General features: G+C 36.3%; 35 protein-coding genes. All 35 read right to left on the reverse strand.

The annotated features are described in order from the left end of the window. The 35 genes from CC204_RS04865 to CC204_RS05030 all read right to left on the reverse strand — a co-directional run bounded on the left by CC204_RS04865 (window position 1) and on the right by CC204_RS05030 (window position 17,950). The gene (locus CC204_RS04865) at window positions 1-339 is read right to left on the reverse strand and encodes a hypothetical protein (protein ID WP_088269064.1); all 339 of its coding nucleotides are present in this window, start codon (window positions 337-339) and stop codon (window positions 1-3) included. Window positions 340-360: 21 nt separating this feature from the next. After that, window positions 361-942, reverse strand: a complete 582-nt coding sequence (locus CC204_RS04870) for a phage tail protein (RefSeq protein ID WP_088269065.1) — start codon at window positions 940-942, stop codon at window positions 361-363. Between the two features lies 1 nt (window position 943). Further along, a complete protein-coding gene (locus CC204_RS04875; RefSeq protein ID WP_162288326.1) occupies window positions 944-1,432 on the reverse strand; it encodes a hypothetical protein in 489 nt (162 codons plus the stop codon). Then, a complete protein-coding gene (locus CC204_RS04880) occupies window positions 1,374-1,790 on the reverse strand; it encodes a hypothetical protein (RefSeq protein ID WP_227011232.1) in 417 nt (138 codons plus the stop codon). The genes CC204_RS04875 and CC204_RS04880 overlap by 59 nt, the downstream gene beginning before the upstream one ends. Continuing rightward, window positions 1,787-2,140, reverse strand: a complete 354-nt coding sequence (locus CC204_RS04885) for a phage head closure protein (RefSeq protein WP_088269067.1) — start codon at window positions 2,138-2,140, stop codon at window positions 1,787-1,789. The genes CC204_RS04880 and CC204_RS04885 overlap by 4 nt, the downstream gene beginning before the upstream one ends. Then, window positions 2,118-2,444: a hypothetical protein gene (locus tag CC204_RS04890; RefSeq protein WP_088269068.1), complete on the reverse strand. Its 327-nt coding sequence runs from the start codon at window positions 2,442-2,444 to the stop codon at window positions 2,118-2,120. The genes CC204_RS04885 and CC204_RS04890 overlap by 23 nt, the downstream gene beginning before the upstream one ends. Window positions 2,445-2,455: 11 nt before the next feature. Beyond that, a complete protein-coding gene (locus tag CC204_RS04895; protein ID WP_088269069.1) occupies window positions 2,456-2,623 on the reverse strand; it encodes a termination factor Rho in 168 nt (55 codons plus the stop codon). 11 nt (window positions 2,624-2,634) lie between these two features. After that, a complete protein-coding gene (locus tag CC204_RS04900) occupies window positions 2,635-3,855 on the reverse strand; it encodes a phage major capsid protein (protein WP_088269070.1) in 1,221 nt (406 codons plus the stop codon). A 12-nt stretch (window positions 3,856-3,867) separates the two neighbouring features. Further along, window positions 3,868-4,596, reverse strand: coding sequence for a head maturation protease, ClpP-related (locus CC204_RS04905; RefSeq protein ID WP_088269071.1), 729 nt, complete (start codon window positions 4,594-4,596; stop codon window positions 3,868-3,870). Window position 4,597: 1 nt separating this feature from the next. Then, window positions 4,598-5,872: a phage portal protein gene (locus tag CC204_RS04910; protein WP_088269072.1), complete on the reverse strand. Its 1,275-nt coding sequence runs from the start codon at window positions 5,870-5,872 to the stop codon at window positions 4,598-4,600. Between the two features lie 15 nt (window positions 5,873-5,887). After that, window positions 5,888-7,537, reverse strand: coding sequence for a terminase large subunit domain-containing protein (locus CC204_RS04915; protein WP_157894234.1), 1,650 nt, complete (start codon window positions 7,535-7,537; stop codon window positions 5,888-5,890). Continuing rightward, window positions 7,527-8,072: a helix-turn-helix domain-containing protein gene (locus tag CC204_RS04920; RefSeq protein ID WP_088269074.1), complete on the reverse strand. Its 546-nt coding sequence runs from the start codon at window positions 8,070-8,072 to the stop codon at window positions 7,527-7,529. The genes CC204_RS04915 and CC204_RS04920 overlap by 11 nt, the downstream gene beginning before the upstream one ends. 112 nt (window positions 8,073-8,184) lie before the next feature. Further along, window positions 8,185-8,490 carry an HNH endonuclease gene (locus tag CC204_RS04925; RefSeq protein WP_227011257.1) on the reverse strand — a complete coding sequence of 102 codons (306 nt, stop codon included), beginning with the start codon at window positions 8,488-8,490 and terminating at the stop codon, window positions 8,185-8,187. Window positions 8,491-8,503: 13 nt separating this feature from the next. After that, a complete protein-coding gene (locus CC204_RS04930; RefSeq protein WP_088269076.1) occupies window positions 8,504-8,806 on the reverse strand; it encodes a hypothetical protein in 303 nt (100 codons plus the stop codon). After that, a complete protein-coding gene (locus tag CC204_RS04935; RefSeq protein ID WP_088269077.1) occupies window positions 8,790-9,146 on the reverse strand; it encodes a hypothetical protein in 357 nt (118 codons plus the stop codon). Before CC204_RS04935 ends, CC204_RS04930 begins: the two co-directional genes overlap by 17 nt. Window positions 9,147-9,411: 265 nt before the next feature. Further along, on the reverse strand, window positions 9,412-9,993 hold the full coding sequence (locus CC204_RS04940; protein ID WP_157894235.1) for a sigma factor-like helix-turn-helix DNA-binding protein: 582 nt from the start codon (window positions 9,991-9,993) through the stop codon (window positions 9,412-9,414). A gap of 90 nt (window positions 9,994-10,083) precedes the next feature. Beyond that, the gene (locus CC204_RS04945) at window positions 10,084-10,287 is read right to left on the reverse strand and encodes a hypothetical protein (protein ID WP_088269079.1); all 204 of its coding nucleotides are present in this window, start codon (window positions 10,285-10,287) and stop codon (window positions 10,084-10,086) included. Then, complete coding sequence (locus tag CC204_RS04950) at window positions 10,274-10,537, reverse strand: hypothetical protein (RefSeq protein WP_088269080.1); 264 nt, start codon at window positions 10,535-10,537, stop codon at window positions 10,274-10,276. The genes CC204_RS04945 and CC204_RS04950 overlap by 14 nt, the downstream gene beginning before the upstream one ends. Next, window positions 10,538-10,789, reverse strand: coding sequence for a hypothetical protein (locus CC204_RS04955; RefSeq protein ID WP_157894236.1), 252 nt, complete (start codon window positions 10,787-10,789; stop codon window positions 10,538-10,540). It abuts the gene before it with no gap. A 19-nt stretch (window positions 10,790-10,808) separates the two neighbouring features. Beyond that, entirely contained in the window at window positions 10,809-11,168 is a 360-nt protein-coding gene (locus CC204_RS04960) for a hypothetical protein (protein WP_088269082.1), read from the reverse strand. A gap of 120 nt (window positions 11,169-11,288) precedes the next feature. Beyond that, window positions 11,289-11,690 carry a hypothetical protein gene (locus CC204_RS04965; protein WP_088269083.1) on the reverse strand — a complete coding sequence of 134 codons (402 nt, stop codon included), beginning with the start codon at window positions 11,688-11,690 and terminating at the stop codon, window positions 11,289-11,291. A gap of 11 nt (window positions 11,691-11,701) precedes the next feature. Beyond that, window positions 11,702-11,923 (reverse strand): hypothetical protein, encoded by a 222-nt coding sequence (locus CC204_RS04970; RefSeq protein ID WP_088269084.1) that lies wholly within the window; start codon window positions 11,921-11,923, stop codon window positions 11,702-11,704. Continuing rightward, window positions 11,916-12,431, reverse strand: coding sequence for a Holliday junction resolvase RecU (locus CC204_RS04975; RefSeq protein ID WP_088269085.1), 516 nt, complete (start codon window positions 12,429-12,431; stop codon window positions 11,916-11,918). Before CC204_RS04975 ends, CC204_RS04970 begins: the two co-directional genes overlap by 8 nt. Before the next feature lie 18 nt (window positions 12,432-12,449). Further along, window positions 12,450-13,235, reverse strand: coding sequence for a DNA adenine methylase (locus tag CC204_RS04980; protein WP_088269086.1), 786 nt, complete (start codon window positions 13,233-13,235; stop codon window positions 12,450-12,452). Continuing rightward, entirely contained in the window at window positions 13,232-13,399 is a 168-nt protein-coding gene (locus tag CC204_RS21100; RefSeq protein ID WP_157894237.1) for a hypothetical protein, read from the reverse strand. The genes CC204_RS04980 and CC204_RS21100 overlap by 4 nt, the downstream gene beginning before the upstream one ends. A gap of 66 nt (window positions 13,400-13,465) precedes the next feature. Beyond that, window positions 13,466-14,107 (reverse strand): hypothetical protein, encoded by a 642-nt coding sequence (locus CC204_RS04985; RefSeq protein WP_088269087.1) that lies wholly within the window; start codon window positions 14,105-14,107, stop codon window positions 13,466-13,468. After that, window positions 14,104-14,427, reverse strand: a complete 324-nt coding sequence (locus CC204_RS04990; protein ID WP_088269088.1) for a DNA-directed RNA polymerase subunit delta — start codon at window positions 14,425-14,427, stop codon at window positions 14,104-14,106. Before CC204_RS04990 ends, CC204_RS04985 begins: the two co-directional genes overlap by 4 nt. Next, complete coding sequence (locus CC204_RS04995) at window positions 14,424-14,693, reverse strand: DUF3850 domain-containing protein (protein WP_088269089.1); 270 nt, start codon at window positions 14,691-14,693, stop codon at window positions 14,424-14,426. The genes CC204_RS04990 and CC204_RS04995 overlap by 4 nt, the downstream gene beginning before the upstream one ends. Next, complete coding sequence (locus CC204_RS05000) at window positions 14,690-15,223, reverse strand: DUF1642 domain-containing protein (protein WP_088269090.1); 534 nt, start codon at window positions 15,221-15,223, stop codon at window positions 14,690-14,692. The genes CC204_RS04995 and CC204_RS05000 overlap by 4 nt, the downstream gene beginning before the upstream one ends. Then, on the reverse strand, window positions 15,210-15,461 hold the full coding sequence (locus CC204_RS05005; RefSeq protein WP_088269091.1) for a hypothetical protein: 252 nt from the start codon (window positions 15,459-15,461) through the stop codon (window positions 15,210-15,212). The genes CC204_RS05000 and CC204_RS05005 overlap by 14 nt, the downstream gene beginning before the upstream one ends. Beyond that, window positions 15,454-15,741 (reverse strand): hypothetical protein, encoded by a 288-nt coding sequence (locus CC204_RS05010; RefSeq protein WP_157894238.1) that lies wholly within the window; start codon window positions 15,739-15,741, stop codon window positions 15,454-15,456. The genes CC204_RS05005 and CC204_RS05010 overlap by 8 nt, the downstream gene beginning before the upstream one ends. A gap of 8 nt (window positions 15,742-15,749) precedes the next feature. After that, window positions 15,750-16,253 carry a hypothetical protein gene (locus CC204_RS05015; RefSeq protein WP_088269093.1) on the reverse strand — a complete coding sequence of 168 codons (504 nt, stop codon included), beginning with the start codon at window positions 16,251-16,253 and terminating at the stop codon, window positions 15,750-15,752. Window positions 16,254-16,280: 27 nt separating this feature from the next. Then, window positions 16,281-17,153 (reverse strand): rolling circle replication-associated protein, encoded by an 873-nt coding sequence (locus tag CC204_RS05020; RefSeq protein ID WP_088269094.1) that lies wholly within the window; start codon window positions 17,151-17,153, stop codon window positions 16,281-16,283. Window positions 17,154-17,347: 194 nt separating this feature from the next. Continuing rightward, window positions 17,348-17,674 carry a hypothetical protein gene (locus tag CC204_RS05025; RefSeq protein WP_088269095.1) on the reverse strand — a complete coding sequence of 109 codons (327 nt, stop codon included), beginning with the start codon at window positions 17,672-17,674 and terminating at the stop codon, window positions 17,348-17,350. Window positions 17,675-17,689: 15 nt separating this feature from the next. Beyond that, window positions 17,690-17,950, reverse strand: coding sequence for a hypothetical protein (locus CC204_RS05030; protein ID WP_088269096.1), 261 nt, complete (start codon window positions 17,948-17,950; stop codon window positions 17,690-17,692). Window positions 17,951-18,084 lie beyond the last annotated feature (134 nt).

Consider the following 18,084-nt stretch of genomic DNA (forward strand, 5'->3'; position numbering starts at 1 on the left):
TTACTTTTTTTTACTAGTTCGCTTTTTAAAAGCTTTCGCAAATTCTTGTCGACCTTTTTTGCTAATCACTGCAACTAAAATCGGCATTGCTTCTTCCATATCTAAATCATATTTGGATAAGAATGTCTCGTACTCCATCCCTTGAGGGTTGGCTTGGCGATATGCCAAAAAGACGCTATCAATAAGGACAAATTCATCAATATCTTCTTGTTTAATCATTGCTCCAATGATCAACTTAGTTTTGAATCCCTCTTTGTCACGAAGATTTTTCATCGTTAATGCATTGATTTGAGGATTAATCGTTACTTCCTCATCATTATTCAAAATGATTGTTTTCATTCATTCTTCCTCCATTCACTACTACGGCTGCTCTACGCCATCTTCTTTGACAAGATCATAACTGAAATTTTTCCGCCATTGATCAGCTAAGTCTTTTGTCATTTCATCTACAAATCCTTCGTAATAAAATTCGCCTGCTTCGTCAGGTAATTCAGTAAAACTGATTTCAAGTTGAGCAACTTCATCACTTGATGTGTCAATAGTAAAAGTAAGACCAACTGAAGAATTGGCTTTAGGAAAAGCAATCACTTTAGTGACATCTTTAAAATCATCGACAATATCAGCTGTTAACGTAAATTCTTCTCCTAAACTTTTTGTTCCGTATGAGTAAACACCCGGCTTCAAACCTTCGTTCTTAATTCCAAAAATACGTCGATAAACATCCACCTTAACAAACGCTGAAATCGTTCCAGTCATTCGAACAGGTTTACTTTTTTCTTCCAATGTCACTCCCCCGCATTTAGCAGAAACGACACGCATTTCAGTTTCTCCGGAAAGTGTTCCAGTACAACCAAAACTTTTGGCGATCGCATCATCTTTAAATTTCACAGCGACATTCGCGATATCAACAGGGTAAAATGTTTCAATAATTGTTTGTCCCATATTATTTTCCTCCTAGTGATTTTTCTATTTCTTCATGTAGTGCGTTTTCCAGTGTTTCTGTAATTTCTGGTACTTTTCTTTGCATGCCTTTTCTCATAAATTCTTTTGGCTCGTTTTTCCAAGACGTTCCAATTGCTAAATCAGGATATTTCAAATAATTGAATTTAGCAGTTGGTCGGATAGTAAACCCTAAATTTTCATGTTTAGTGTTCAGAGATCGACTTTCTTTCGCATGAGCGTGCCCTTTCAGTCTTTTCTTAAGATCCGACAACGGCATCTCTTTAATAATTTCAGAGCCAGCCTCTTTCTCGATTTTTGTTTCTAAAGTTCTATTAATGATCTGTTCCGACTTATCAGGAATCCTTTTCATCGCCTCAATTAGTCGATCGATTTCAACTAAATCAACTTCCCAACTAGTGCTTGAATTAAAATTAGCAGCCATACGGTATTCGCCGCCTAAAAATGAATTGAATCTCATCAATATAGGCATCTTGTTTCCCTTTTTGGATTGCCACTTTTTTCGAGGATTCAAAACTATAAACTTTCCCATGCAACGCGCTAATAATATCAAGAGAAAAGTCATCTAAATCATCACGATTTTCAGAATAAAAAGCTAAAAGGACCAATTGAGACAATTCGGCTTTATTGTCAGCCATGCTAAAACCACCTGTTTCAAAACGGAAATAATGATAGCCACATTTATCCGCTTCAATTTCTGATAATTGATCATCGCTAACTGTATCTTGGAAAATACTTAATCCTGAAAGATCCTCGATTGTCTTAATCAAAAACTTATTCGCTTTTTCCAATCTTTCTTTTGCGCTATTAATCTGAGAATTTTCCGTCAAAACTTTTCACCTACTTTGGTTAAGTACCAATAAAGTGTTGTCTTTTGTTTATCCAAACTAGTTTTAGAAACCTCATACTTAATTGAATCAATTTTTACTACACTATCTGATCCAATCGTTTTTCTTAATTCAGCAGAGCATTGCGTTTTTAACTTTAGTGACAGTTCTTTCCCCATCGTTTGGAACAAATGATAATCCTGTTCTCGCGCTTCTAGCTCTTCAAAAAAAAGAGTTCCCTCTTCTGAGAACTCTTCTCCTATTTTTTTATTTGCTTTACCTAACTTTGTTTTGACTTTACCGAAATGTAATACTCCATCATTGTATGATTCAATACGTTTCTTTCTGCCCATCGGCTTCCCGCCTTTCTTGCGCAGCTCTAATTTGTAATGAAATAATATCAGCTCTATGATCTTCCCAAAAATACTGGAGAGTGTTGTTCCAAGAGTATTGACAATATAACTTTAGAAGTTTTCTACCTTTGATCGAACTGAGTTTTTCACCGTCCAAAAAGTCAAGTTTACCAGTTTTATCTTCAATTTCAGCCATTCCTTCAATAATGGATTCTTTAATATCTTCATCAAACTCAGAAAAAGAAACTCGAAGTTTCTTTTTGATCATTTCAAAAAGATCGTCATATTTTTCTGGAAAATCCATAACAGATCCTCCTATTCTTCTTTTTCCTCAACCTTTTCAAGATAGATTTGTCCGTACTTGTTTTTTTCGGGATTAGTTAATGTCGAGATACGAGCTGGTGCTTTACTACCTTCGTATGGATCACCAATTTCATAGATTCTGTCGTTATCTTCAAACCTTCGAATCACTTTGTATTCCATGCTTATACCTCCTATGGTTTCTCTACTTCTTCATTAGTTTCTTCTGGTGTCGGTTCCAATAAATGCCCTGGACGTTTTACATCAATCGGTCCATCACCAGTCGCCATTGTTGCACCTTGCATATCGGATAAATCATATACAAAGAAAGCATTTTGGTGTTTGGCAAGACCTGTTCCATAAAACTTAGTGACAAATAAATCTAAATCTTCAATTGCTAATGTTTCTTCATATTTTTTAAGTTCGGTGTTTCCAGACACAGCTAACAAATAATTTTTCAACACGCCGACCGTCATTTCATCTTCTTCTACTGCGTAGCTTTTAATGATTTTTTCACCAGTAGGAAGATTCGTCAGAACCCACTTACCTTCATCTGTTTGATAAGCAAGATTTGGAAACAATTTTGTCCAATATGTCACTGGATGAACAAGAGCCGACATCTCACCAATATCAGTTTTTTCTTCGGCGAATTTCGCCCGAACACCTGCCAAAGATAAAGGTTTGAGATCATTCAATTTAAGGCGGTCTTTTTTAGGATAAACACCATCCACTGCTCCAGATAATTTCATTGTCAACCCAATTGGTTGATCTTTCCCGTTCCCACGAACGATTGCAATTTCTAAAGAAGCAGCCATAATTTCATACATTACTGTAGTTACGTATTGAGCTAGCCAAGCCGGTCCTAACTTGAAAAATCCTTTGACCATTACAACGTAACCAGATAGCTTACTTGTTTCAAAGTTGATCGTCTTAATACTGTCCAAAAGAATTTGTTTAATATCATCCGGCACACGTCCCCAAAAAGCAGTTTGCTTCGTCGGATCAATATAAACATATTTCATAAGCGCGCCTGTTTGGTGAGCATCTACTAAAGAGATAATTGGGTGCTCCTCTGTTAATCGTGAGAAAATATCTTCAACGATCGTTTCAGGAAAAACTTCATCCAAGCCATCAAATGATTGTTTTTCAACCGCTTTATTGAAAAAAGTTCTTTCTTTCGCTGTCATTGGTTTCATTAATCCACGATCGACTAAAGCTTTTTCATCAAGAGCAGCTTCATTGATTTCTTCAATTAATGCTTCTGCTTTCTCAGCAAAACTATTTTGCATACCTTCAGCGAAATCATTAAACGCTGCCTTCTGTTCTTCTTCTGTACCATTTTTCATAGCATCGTACCATGCAGCACGCTGCTTTTCTAACTCACCTTTAATAACATCTAGATTTAATAGTGTCATTTGTTTTTCCTCCTAATTGAAAACATTTGCCATATTACCTAGCAAACTCTTCTTATTTTCTTTATCATTCATTTTTTCGTTCTTTTGATCTTCTGGTTTTCTTTGTCCATATTTATTCATCAGGCGTGCTTTGATATCTTCGCCTGCAGTCGGTTCTTTAACAGTCTCAATGATCTCATCAGCAAACCCATAGGCTAAAGCTTCCTCTGCAGTCAAAAATTCTTCTGCCTTTAATAACTCACGAAGTTCTTCTTCCGTTCCGACAAATTTTTCCATGTATGTTGCAACAAACGAATCTTCCGATTTCCGTAAACGAGTAACTACTTTTTCAAGTTCATCGGCATTACCAGCAACGTAAGTCCAAGGGTTATGGATCATAAACTGTGTATTGACCGGCATAATGATTTTGTCAGCACCGAAGGCAATGATTGTTGCTGAACTAGCAGCAACTCCATCAATATAGGCGTTGATCGTCTTTTCTGATTGTTTAAATAAGTTCGAAATCGTGATCCCTTCGAATACTTCGCCACCGAAGCTTTGAATGTGCACATTAATCACATCAGTTTCGATTTCGTTTAGCGCATTGATTACTCCTCTTGCCGTAATAGTTTCTCCCCACCAACCATCACCAATATCTCCATAAAGATATAAGTCTGTCTCATTTGGTGAAGTTTCGCTTTTCTTCGCTTCTAAGCGAAATGCTACTTCTCCCAAATGATGATTTTTCAACGATTTGTCCATTCTATTCACCTCCCTTCAAATTTATAAATCCCAGCAACTTATCAACTGCAGCTTTTATTTCTTTTTCAGCTTCTTTTGCGTTTTGATAATTTTTTGTCACATAATACTCATTAGCCCAATCTTGATCTATTGGTTCTTCGCCTAATTTAAGCAATATATCATTAGGAGAATAAACCCCGATACGCAAATAAGCCTCTGCTGCATTAGCAAACGCTACTGGGTCATGTGTATAAATGACGTTGGTTTGGATCTTCATTTTTGTCCCTTTTAGAACCAATTCTTTCCTATACAACTTTCGATTGATTTCGAATTGTAGAATACCGGCAATCGGGCGGATAGCATCATCAATGTATTTATTGTTTAATCCTTCATTGTCAGCTACATCGCCTTTGATGATTCCACGTGGAATTCCCATTGCATCTGCCGTCATATTTAAAATATCTTCGAATGTACTTGTAATATCACGAGTTGTAACAGCACCGCTTTTAGTATTCCCCGGTGCCGCTTCAATCTTGTCTAAAGATAATCCTTCTTCCATAGGTGTCAATGAATCTTTGTCGCTGAAAATGGCTTTAAATCTCTCGGTGAAGATTTCATCTAAAATCTCATCGTATTCAGTGCTAATTGTCCCATCTGGATTTTCAACCATCTTAGTTTTGAATTGCTCAAATGCAGTTCCAATCATCAATTTCAATTTGATAGCATTCCCACGATTGTAATTCCGAATTGTTCCGTTAATTAATTTCCCATAGTCTTCATAAACACTATCGATAATTTCTTTTACTTTCCCGTTATTCAATTTGAAGTGGAGAACATCTTCTTCTTTTAGCGATCGTTTTAATTGGTAGCCACCTGGTAACGTGATATTTTTGTAGATATTTTGCTCAAATGAATACTTTTCAACTATAAAATCTGTAGCTACGATCAAATTTCCTTCTTTTGATTGAATCACAAGTGCTCCATCTTCATAATTGAAAATCATCTGATAAATCAGATCGAAAATGAAATCAGTTTTGTTTTGGTTTTTATTCGGCTCATAATTAAATAGCCACCAATTATCACCTTGTTCTTTCTTACCATTGACATACGTTTGAAAATCACACAAGGAAATAGTATTCGCAATCCTGCTGATACACACATTCAAGGCATATTGTTTATATTTTGGATTTCGACCCCAATCTTCTAAAACCGTTTTAAAATCATTTGATTTTCCTTTCTGTCCATCAGAAAAGAAACGCCTGATAATGGGCCAATCTCTAATTGCTAAAACACTCACATTTTCACCACCCTTCTAGTTTCCTGTAACACTTCGGAGTTTTCTATTAATTTTCACTTCAACAACATTCAATTCATCTTTGAACTGCAATGCATGTAGAAGCGCTGCAAAACCATCAGTTTTTCTTAATTTTGGTTCAATTTTTTCATAAGTAATATTTTGTTTCGCATCACGCTGCACAAAAGTATTGTTTGTATACCAACGCATCATAAAATCATCTTTGGCATAAATAATATTTCTATAACTAAATAAATCTTCGATAATTGGTTGCAGCATCGTATGAGTTTTCCAACCGGATCTCGCAACCTTCATATTGCCGAATCCTGCTTCTTTAAATTTTTCTTCTACATAATTTATACGATAAAGATCACCAGTAATCATTTTGATGTTGTATAGCTTGGCCATTTCCATAAACCATTTAACTAGATACTCAGGTTTATTTGTTTCATCATCGATAAAAGTTACCAAACCTTTTTGTTTCGCCAATTCTAGATCGACTTTGTATGTTTTGTTCTTTAAAGATTTTTTATTGATTAAGGTATGGTGCAACCAATAATATTTATCGCCCACCTTAAAAAGCAGACCCAAACCAACAAAATCAGTCGTGTCAGAGTAATCAATTGCACCAATACAAGCTCTTCCTCTCAGATCAGGCCAAGAGATATTTGTGATTTCCATCAGGACTTCCCAATCAGTAACTTCTTGGTAAGAATCTGTTGAAGGGATATTCATTCTCTTGGTCATAAACTCAATATAAGAACTTGGTCTATCTTCCAATTTTTCGTATTCATCCATCATTTCTTGTCGTAAATCGGAAAAATAGCGAATTGAAGGATTGGCTTTCTCCCACATTCTAGGATCATGAACTTCTTCTGGATCATCTATCTTGCAAATGAATGGAAAAGTTCTTCTTTTCGGACGTTCTCCAGCAAGGATCATTTTCGCTTCTAACTTAAGTTGATCAAGAAAACCATCACGAACATATCCATCAGTAGTAAAGTAGAATCTCCTTGGATGCTTTTTCTTTCCTAAACCGGAAGTAAATACCTTGATTGAATCTTCATTCTCATAAGCATGAACTTCATCAAAAATAACGGCTCCTTGTCGTCCGCCATCTTTAGTTTTGGCATTATTGGTTCTATATCTTAATGTTGATCGAGTTTTTTGAAATACAATCTTTTCCATGGTCCATCTGAAAAACTTTTTATACTTTTTCTTATTATCTTCCAGAATAGTATGGACTTCATCGAATGATTCTTTCGCTTGATCTTCCGATGTCGCAACAATATCCACATGATATTTATTGATTCCCTGCTTAGTCGTTAGGTACCATTCTATAATTGACATAAAGCCAGTTTTGCCGCCGCCTCGACCCATCATTATAAGAAATTCATTGAACATCAAGGTTCCATCGCTGTATAAGACTCCGACAACGAAAGCTAAAATAAACACTTCCCAATCTAATAACTTAAATGGAAAGTGTTTTTCAATATTTTCAATCGCTTCATCAATTTTTTGACCATCAATTACAATGTCTGGTTCATTCAGTTTTAATTCTAAAAAATCAATTAACTCATGTATCTCCTTACAAGCTAAAATTTCACCATTCCGAATTTTATTTATATATTGATCGATTGACCAGTGATACAAATTTTTAGAAGTCATCTTCATTAGGATCGCCATCTTCTTCGGTGGTTTTTATATTTAATTGTTGGAGGATTCGAAGCATCTGAGTATTGGTTTTCTGGGCTTCTGCGACTGAATCGTTTCGCTTATATCCCTTTTGAGTTTTAGAATTTTCCCACGGAACAACAGCTCCTCTGGTCTTAATATCTTGTAGCAGTTCGTTCTTTATATCCCAAAAAGCCATGTAGTCATCAATTAAATCGAAGAAGTGAGCACCTAGAATCCCTTGTTCTTCAAGCTGTTCGATAAGTCCCTCTTTGATTTCAGCACGCTTTTTGAAATCAATTTTTGTATCATGTAATTCAGTATTTTCTGTTACATTTCCTCCCGAAAGGAGGTCAACTGATACATTTAATGCTACACATATTTCTTTCAAAACTACATCGTTTGGAATAGTTTTCCCTTGTTCGTACCTAGCAATAGAAGTCCTTGAAACTCCTAACTTTTCAGCTAATTTACGTTGACTAATTTTCCGAATTTCTCGAACCTCTTTTAACTTCTTCCCGACCATCATTTTGTATCATACCCCCCTCACGCGAGAAAATTAATTTTTTTGTGCAGTCTTGAACCCCTTCCCGTTTCGCTCCCCCCTGTTTAGAATTTGCATTTGGTTGCGACCGGGGGCTTCACCAGCGCTCTTCGTTCATAAATTTTGGCTGATTGTATTTAGAAAGCTTTTCTGGATGTTCTTTGTTGTGACACTTGTTGCATTGTGGTTCAACATTTGATAACTGTAATGCTAGCAAAGGATAATCCTTCACCTTCTTCTTATGATGAACCATCGTCGCTTTTTTCCCGCATTTTGTACATTTGTTTCCATACATTCTTAGCGCTGTTGCTCTAAGTTTTCTCCATGGCCCAGACTGATAGAACTTTACTAACTCGTCTTCCTTAATCCATATCAATAACTTATTGAGCATTTGCTTAGTCATTAGGTCCAAAGCACTACCTCACGATCTGAATATATTTACAAGCAAAATCAATATAAAATTCAATTTCATCAGAAGAGTATTCGAGAAAACGTTGTATGGTATTGATATCCAATCGCTTTCTCAAGTCTTCTATATTCAATTTACGGCAACGATTGTCGTTTACTACTTCCCTGATGTTCACATAGCGTTCATAAACTAATATACAGAATTCAGAGAATAGTTTTCCTTCTTGTACTGTGCGATCGGCTGCTAGTTTCTGTCCTATCATTTCCATTTGCTCAGTTTCAAATAGCGCCCCTTTATGATTTATTATCATGAGGCAAACTCTCCAAATAGCTCATTGTCCATACTCTTTGAACCTCAGTTACTAATTGCGTATTCCTATCAACTCTGTTGATTCCTTGATCTTGGAGTAACGTTTCATTATGAGGCTGCAACATGATATTACGCATGATACTTGTAAGTAATGCAGCAATCTCTTCATTGGTTAACATGTATGTTGAACAGTCTGACAATACTTTGTTTTGAATATCGTCCAAAGGTTTGTCCTTAGTAGCTTTCTTTTTTCCGATGTCAATGTACTGTCTTTTATCTTTCAATTGCTCGAAAACCAAATTATTCTTTTCATTTGTTGATTCATTCTTTGTTGCTCCCATTAAGGATCACCGCCTTTCTTTTAAATTGCTAAGGTGTGGATTTGCACCACACATACAGTCTTTATTCTCTATAGTTTGAGTATACGTTCTCCAACTGGTGCCACTTTTTCGGCGCGTAGGCTCAACCCTCGCATGACTGCCAACCGTCTGTTGCAATCCCTATAGATTTGTATTTACGTCTACCTATTCCGCCACTTAGCATGATTATCAAGAGAAACATTCAATAGACGATTATTTTTTGTGAGTAGTCTATTATTTAGCCCTCTCATACATAGGTGGCTTCTGTATGACAAGAATGATTTAAAAGTTTTTTCATCGCCCTATTTACATATACTTGAACTGATGATCTACTAATTCCTAAATATTCCGACGTCAAAGTATAACTATTTCCTTCTCCTACTACTGATAGTACCGATTCCCTTTCTCTTTGAGACAAGACAGACATGTAGCGCTCTAACGCTGCTAACTGTTCATCTGTCAATTGTCCATAATCTTCTCGCAGATATTTCATTGATACTCTATCAATATCTCCCCAAAGCTCTGTCCGCTGATAATATGATCGTCTACTTATTTCTTTGTTGTATCCTGGTTGTTTCGCTGTCTCCAACCATTTGATAGAATATCTAGTATCGGAGATAATAGGACTCAACCTTTTCGCTACCGCTCTATATTCTTCATACTCAGTATAAAATTCAGCAGCCATTTCCCATTCCTGATTCTCTTCGCATTCTTTGGCTAATTTTAGATAAATCTTTGCTCGATCGTTATGATATTTGTGTACAGCAAGAACTGGCTTTAAGTCCTCTTTGTATTCTGCCGCTAACTCATCCGCATATTTGTATTTCATCCGACATCCTCCTATGTACAGAAAAAGAGGACACCTCAGCAAACGCATATCACGCTTACTAAAGTGCCCTCCAGCTTTCTGGTCAGACAATTATTTTGTTGTAAAATTGTATTCCATTCTTTGGAACTTGCTATCCGAAATCTTAACACCAGCTGTTCCATGTTCAGGTAGATCAGCTATCCTTAGCTCGCCACCTGTACAGATAATAACTTTTTTGTCTATGTCATTCATGGCCAACTGTTTTAGCTGGTCCATGGTAATTTCTTTTGTTGACTTCATGCTACCCCTTTCCATCAAGATAGATTTCCTTGATATCCAATACATATTTCTTTATGCCAATCACTGCTCCATAGCTCCCTCTGATGTATTCATTATCTTTATAAACCTTTATTAAATCAGACGTTGCGTCTGAACAATCATCTAAATGCTGTTCTAACTTTTCAAAGATTTTCGTCATTAACTTTCTCTCGATATTGAAGGCAAGATTAACCCCAGCACCGAATGAAACTATGACTAAAAAGATCATTACAAAATAAGTCGTCATTCATTTCCCTCGCTCTCTAAACAACTTGCCAAAAGCTCGTTGCCTGCTCATTGCTCCGTTACGTTTATCACCTTTTAATATTAAATTTGGTTTTGTTAACTTCTCAAATTCCGTTAAATCAATCTCCATTGGTGACTCAAACGAATACATCATTGCATCTATTTGCCAATCAGTCATTTCAACGCCAAATATTCTTGATGCTTCACTGATTTTTTTAATTGTTTCTTGCCATTCCAATTCAGTTTTAAGCATTTTTTGCGGTCCTTTCATATCAGCATTCTGTTAACTTTATTGACTCTTTAATTGTGTCACAAGGAAAACAGTTATATCCGTCCGCGTCACATTTTATTGTCGTATAAGAAAATCCTATTTTCCCGTTAACAAAATCGGCGGTAAAGAAATCGATGCCCGATCTTTCATTAGCACGTTCAACTGTATAAACTCCATCAATAGGTATTTCTACCAACCGAAACTCTTCCGGTTTGAACCCTTCTTTGGTTAGCTGATCAGCGATTTCTTTTAGATGCTGCTTCTCTAAACAATCATGATAGCCAGCGATTACTGTATAACTTAATAGACGACCTCTGAACTTCTTTTCATTTTCTAAATAATCAAGTGTTGATTTCTTCATAATGTTCTCCTCTCACTCTCTAGACATTAAATAAATACTCAGTCCTGCAAGTATCCATATAGGAATGATACAAACTATCCAACCTACCATACCTCTTACCTCCACTTTTTAATAATCAATTTAAGGTTCTTTGATTTCCAAATATTCTTTGATCTCCGAAATTATATCTTCTCTCTCATAATGTTCTTGATCCAAAATTTCTTTGATATCATCTTGAGTAATTCTTTTATCCAAAGTATTCCTTTCAACTACATCCGCTACCCATTTAGGATGAGTACCTGCTTTAGAATATGCAGATTGTGGTAACAATCCCAATAACGCTTCATACCTCTGTTCGAGGTCAATGGCCATCCCGATACAAAGAACAAATTCTTTATCATCTTTACGTTTTTCATACAAATCAGGGCGCTCATCCTTCATCATTTGCAAACAAATAGCGAACCATTCTTCATCCTTGAATCTGCTTATTGTAACCAAAGGACCATAGACTACTTCTTTTCCGTCAACTACTACTTTTACCATTTCTTTTCCTCCTAATTTTTAATTAATTGCCATTCGTAATTATTTCTAAAGTAAATATTTTTGAATACATCTACCTTGAAAATCAATTCTCCTGTGCTTTTGGTCCCGAAGACTAACACAGCTTGCTCTTTATTCTCGTTGATCGGTATTAGATTTCCTTTAACGATGTTCTTTTTCATAAACAAGCTTTGAATAGCAAGCGCTGCTTCATCTACCGATATTCTGTTAATCATTACTGATCAGCTCCAATGATTCCATTTTTTCGAGGTAATCGTAGTAGTATAAATGTTCAGCTACTTCAAAAGGTTCAAAGGATGACAACGGAATACTCTTGCCACCACCGGAAAGAATATGACTTTCTATCGTCATAAATTTTTCTATATCAACAAGAAATACTCTATGCAGCTGGTTGAACTGGATCAGCAGAAACGCTGCACCGCCTGTTTCCTTAAAATCCAATAGAAATTTCTTTTGGTGAGGTGATACAGTCGGCTTGTTATGGCTATATAGATTAAACCTAGTTTTGTTTGCTGTACTTTTACAATCAAACGCAACAGGTACGCCTTTTAGGTGTCCGATAAAGTCACATCCTGTTTTTTCTGACGGAACGAACATAGGACTACCATAATTTTTGACTGCTCTTGTGCCAGTAGGTATTTTAGCGACAACTCCTAACTTTTGCCGCTGATACCAAAGATTTGTATTGATGATTGTTTGCTCGAATTGGCTCCATTCTTTCATTTGATTGCCTCCAATCTTTTATAATAAACTTAATTGTCCAGGTGGATCATAATTCATCCAAAGTACCTCTGTTCTTTTAGCACCTGTTTCGGCCTGAACACCGAAAGAAATTTTATTCCAATCAATCAATGCTTTTTCATACATTTTTGATTCATAGCCACTCAATATGACATTACCTTTAAACTTCGTCAAAAGGTCCAGCAATTCTTCATGATCACTTATACTATATTCATGCTGATACAGCCGCTTTGATCTAGTTTCTAATAAGTACGGTGGATCAACATACGTTAAAACATCCGGCCGGTTATATCTATCAAGCAATTTCAAAGCATCTTGATTCTCTATTTGCACCCCTTTTAGTCTGTAGGCTACTTCTTCAACGCGGGACCAAACTTTCGCCCAATCTCCCGATGTATCTGGCCCATTTGGATTGATGATAGAACGCCATCCCGTTCTATCGCTTGTTTTAGCTCCTATGGCTTGCCAACACCTGACCATGAAACGCCTTGCATCTTCGATCGGGTCTTTCGACACTTGATAGCTATTGTAATATTCCTGCCTGCTATGCGGTGTCATCAATACTTTATCGACCAGCTGGTCGGGATAGTCTCGACATACACGGAAGAAATTTACAATTCGGCAATCCATATCATTTATTGTTTCGACTTTCGATTTATCTTTATTAAAAAATACAGCACCGGAACCGAAAAACGGTTCGACATAAGTTTCATGTTTTGGCATCTGCCCGATAATAATATCTGCAGAATTCCATTTACTACCTGGATAGTTTAATATTCGTTTCATTGGTCACCAGCTGCTTTCTCTTTCATCAAGTAGCAATGAACCATTTTAATAAAGTCGCCTTCTTCCGAATTAGGAAATTTTAGCGATCCATCTATTTGTCTGTATTGATAGTTGATTCTATCTAATAATTCTTTTCTGTGTTCCTCAATCGTCCAATTTTCCATAATATTCACAAAGGAGTAAAAAGCTTTTTAAGTGCTGGCCAGCAAACCTCCACTCCTTTCTTTGTTTTATTTACCGAATGCGAATTTCTTCCCACGTGTTCTGCGGTTATATTTTTTGATGTATCGTTTGTTGCCCATCAAGGTATTATCTCTGACGACATTAACGGCGCTTGTCATTAAACAGCTCATACCATAATAAGGTGCGATCGCTTTTATTTTCTTTATATAGTCATCTGGCATTTTAGTATCAAGCAATTCTTTTGCCTTTTTGACTGCTGCTTCTTTGGTAGATTCGACACAAATCGATGCTCCGCTGATTACCTCGCTAATTTTATACTTACCACTAAACGTTTCATGACCTACTATTTTCAAACCTTTAAAATCGAATAAATAGTCTACTTCCATTCTTACGCTGGTATTTCCTTTTACTGCACCGCCTGTTAATACCGCCCAAGGGTTATTTTCATCCCAATTTCTAAGGTATACCCTAACTTTTCTATCATCCGGCGATGTCTTAGTCGGCTTTACTGATTTTAGGATCATTTCTGATGATCCCTCTACCCGATTAATCAATCCATAATTTTTGATGGCATTTCCGGTCGGTTCTTCGTCAAATGCAGCATAGTCTTTTTTATCGTAAGAAAAACATTCGCCCGTTTTCTGTCTGCTGATATCTTCAAAGTTTTTAGTTACTTGGTATAAGATCATTGGCTTTCCTCCTTACGTTTCGCTATGTCATCTGACCAAGCGGCGTAATAATCAAAATCGTACCCCTCTTTTCTAGGGTCTTCGTCTAACATATCCGGATCATGCATGATTGTCGCTTGTTTTATTTCTTGACTTTCGTCTTCTAGTTCCCATATCAAGCTGTCAGAAATTTCAATAGAAACTAACTTTACAGTTTCGTCTTCATCGGGTTCATCAGCCATAAGATACTCTTTTTCTGATTCGTATTCTTTGTTCGCTTGACCTATGCTTTCGGTCCAATCACCGGTATTTTTAGAACTTTCATATCTGTATAGTTTCATTCTACTTCCTCCTCTAAATCGCTTGACCACTCAATCGGTACAATCCCCATCACCACATAGCCATCTTGCTGCGCATAGTCTGTGATATAGGTTATTTGCACATGATAAATTTCTCCAGTCAGTTGAGAATCACTGTTTATTTCATTTAAAATAAGAACGTCATCAACTTCAAAATTTCTATCATTTTTACGTATTTCAAACGTCTTTAATCCGCAAATTACTTTAACAAAATATTGATGTTCTATTTTTAAATCATGAGATTTCATATTTTCTCAACCTCCGCAGGTACAGTTTCAAAAGCCTTATTATTGGCAAAGGCTCCATCAGATATTTCATCAATTTCTTTCTCGGTGAATGTATTTTTAACATTTCCATTATTTGTCCATTTCAAAGTTTTCGTTTCAAAGAATACTTCTTTCGTGCTTTGGTTTAGCCACAAATAACAGTGATTCGAGTTGGTCGGATTTGTATTTTTCAATCGTATATAATATAACGGCTCTTTCTCTACGGTACAGCCATTAACATAAGCTGATTCGTATTTTTTAACATTTAGGTTATACCATTCTAATACATTCCGACTTTCTGACTTCATCACAACAATAGAATCGGTTAAACAAAAACCTCTCCCTTTGGCCCCTTCTATAAAATCTGCCACAACTTCCGGTACCATAGCTGGGTTGATTAGTAATGGTCTTAGTTGTTCAAGTTCATCAAGCAACTCTTTTTTTACGTGCACTGCAATCTTTCCATGTCCTAAATCTTCAATTTTATTCATCAAATACTCAATCTTTTCCATCTACTGTCTCCTCCTTCAAATATCGATCATACGTATATCGTTTCGCTTGCTCTGACAAAAAATAGGTTGGTTTCTTAATCAAGTAATCTTCGGTGTGCATAGAAGCCCATCCCATAACTACTAATTCATCTAGTGCCTTGTTTGCTCCGATGTACTGATTTCTAACTATGAATTTTCGCTTATCCAATCCAAGCGTTTTTTTCATCACTTCGTACTGTTCATCTGTAATTTTAGGCATATCTGTAACGCCTCCCTTTTCTGTCAGCTTCCCCATTCTTTAAAATCCTTTTTAATACCGACCAGCCTATTCTGCATTTTTTCTGTACATTTGGCAGTCCGTATATGATCATGATTTCTCCGTTTGGATATATGACCTCAATTCTTGCTCCGAGTGGTTCCTTCATTTGGCGGCCAATTTTGCAGACCATTTCATCAGCACCAGGAAATCCTTGCTCTGCTAAATATAGGTTATACAACAATAACTTTCTTCGATGTTCTTTTTCTTCTCTTTCGTTCATAATTACACCTACCAAGTAGCGGCAAGCTTCCATCCGTGCCGCATATTACCACGGATTACAAAGGCTTGTTCATTCTGTACTTTGATCATTGATTCAAGGCCGTTCATGTTACGAACATCAATGAAAACATCGTCCTCATTCTTTTTCCCTTGCCTGACGGCTAAGACGGTCAAATTATTTTGATAGATATATTCTGCAGCAGCACTTACTTCCTTGAATAATTTTCTAGCTTCTGCTTTGGCTTCGTTTGAATCATAGTTGATATTATCTAACCTAAAGACAAACGCTGAACGTTTACGCCGACATTTCTTTTTAGGCAAAAAATCGATTTTCCTTAGTTTTTTAATTTGATCTTTTACAGCTCCAGGCGATCGCTTTAGGATCTCCGCGAGTTCATTTATATTTACAATGTCATTCGTAACATCAAACAAGGCATTGTTTTTTAGCGTTTCATTTTCATCCGGCCGCCATCGCTTGTTGCTCCTTTCATAATTCCAAGTAAATCTTTGCATTTTTCTCAATCCCCTTTCCGATCGATTTTATTCTTTCTGATTCAAAAACTTTTTGATTCTATTTTCTTGGATCTGTTCCCTTTGATATTCTGTTACCCATGGCACTTCTTTATTTCGCCACATCCTAAGGTATAGATGCCAACCTGTTTGATCGTAATTCTTAGCAGCGATTTCCGTGATGAAGTATCGATCATAAATTTTCATGAGCTTATCTGCCCCGTTATCATTTGATGCTGCCATTGCTTCAATTTGTGCTGGTGTAAATTTATAATCATTCGATTGAATATATGGCCGCTTTAGATTTCTTGAGCTGGACCATTTCTTTCGCCCACGTTTTCCAAAGCGACTTTTTGAAATGTAATGAGCTAAATCAGCAATGCCTTCTTCACTGAACTGCAGCATTTGACAATTTGCTCGACCGAGTGTAGTTTTCTTTTTTCCTCTACCTGTTGACCAGGTATCTTCAACAGCATCTCGGCTTAATACTCCATTGATGATCAAATGATGGTGAAAATGAGAAAGTTCTCCTGTTTCTTCATCTTCTCGATATTCAGTGACTAAAATATATTTCAATTCCTGTTTTATTTTTTTATACTGATCCTTTAATCTACGAATGAAATTTCGAACTTGCTTCTCAGCTTCCTCTTGATTCTTAGGCATATATTTGAGGTCATAGGTAAGTGTTAACCAATAATCTTTTTTGTTTCTGAAATTCCCATTCGCTAACAAGGAACAGTATCTAGCGGAGTTTTTATCATTGAGATTGTCCTGCGATGGTCTAGATAGTCTTTTCTTTTTTGATCGTTTCCCTCTTACTGCTCTTTCTGCATTATCTGTACGTGGGATCAAATCGGTTTCCATATACCACCCACAAGATATCCTTTTCTCTCTGATAAACATGCCCATTCTCCTTTTGACTATTTTCATTACTCTTTTTTTGTTCCGTCAGAATGTTAATAGAGTATACAAGGACGATAAAACGCCGAAAGTACAGCGTTTTAACCTTGTAAAAAGCCTTTAAGAATGGTATGATTTACTTAATCAATTTTAGTAAGTTTTCATTCTTGAAAGCTGGTGACCTTGTTAGCGCAGGGTCATTTTTTATCGATTGCCGTTTCGAGTTCATCGAGGCGGCTTTCTTTTTTTACTTTGAATTTCAATATTTCTACATCTCGCCACGTATCTTTTTTCGTGCCGATATATTCAAGCTTGGTTAGACGATCCAGTTTTGCTCTGTAAGACATAACATTTCCATTAACAGGATGCTTGATATGAAAATGAATACCGTTTTCCCTTAGTTCTTCTCTGACTATCTTTAGATTATTTGCTTTAAAATATGCAGCTGCCTGTTTGTATATCTCAACCCACAATGGCCTTGCTTCCTTCGGGCATTGGTAAGGTATTCTCAATAGATCACGCATTTGATCACCTTCTTTTTAAAGCATAGAAGAATCAATCAATAATACTCGGCTTTTATTTTCATCAATGATCCGTTTCGCTTCGGAGAATCCTATCGGCTCATCCTCACCTTCGATCCCTGACTTCGATACTCTTTCTAATGCTTGTTGTTCTGAAATTACTTCTATGAATGGAATCTCATCATCTTTTGAGTACCCTCCAATTTCGATGGCTTCTTTTTTATTTTTAGCCTGGATAAGCTGCTCATCCTCAAAATCATAAAATCTCGTTCTAGACATTCGTTTTCTCCTTTCAATTAAAATTTTGACCAGTCATCCTGATCATTGTTAGTATTATTGTCATTTTTAGCTCTAAGGAAAGCGTATATCCCGTAAAGAATACACGCTGCCCCTATTATCAAAAGTATTTTCCC

It is taken from the genome of Enterococcus wangshanyuanii (assembly GCF_002197645.1).
GTDB lineage: Bacteria > Bacillota > Bacilli > Lactobacillales > Enterococcaceae > Enterococcus_L > Enterococcus_L wangshanyuanii.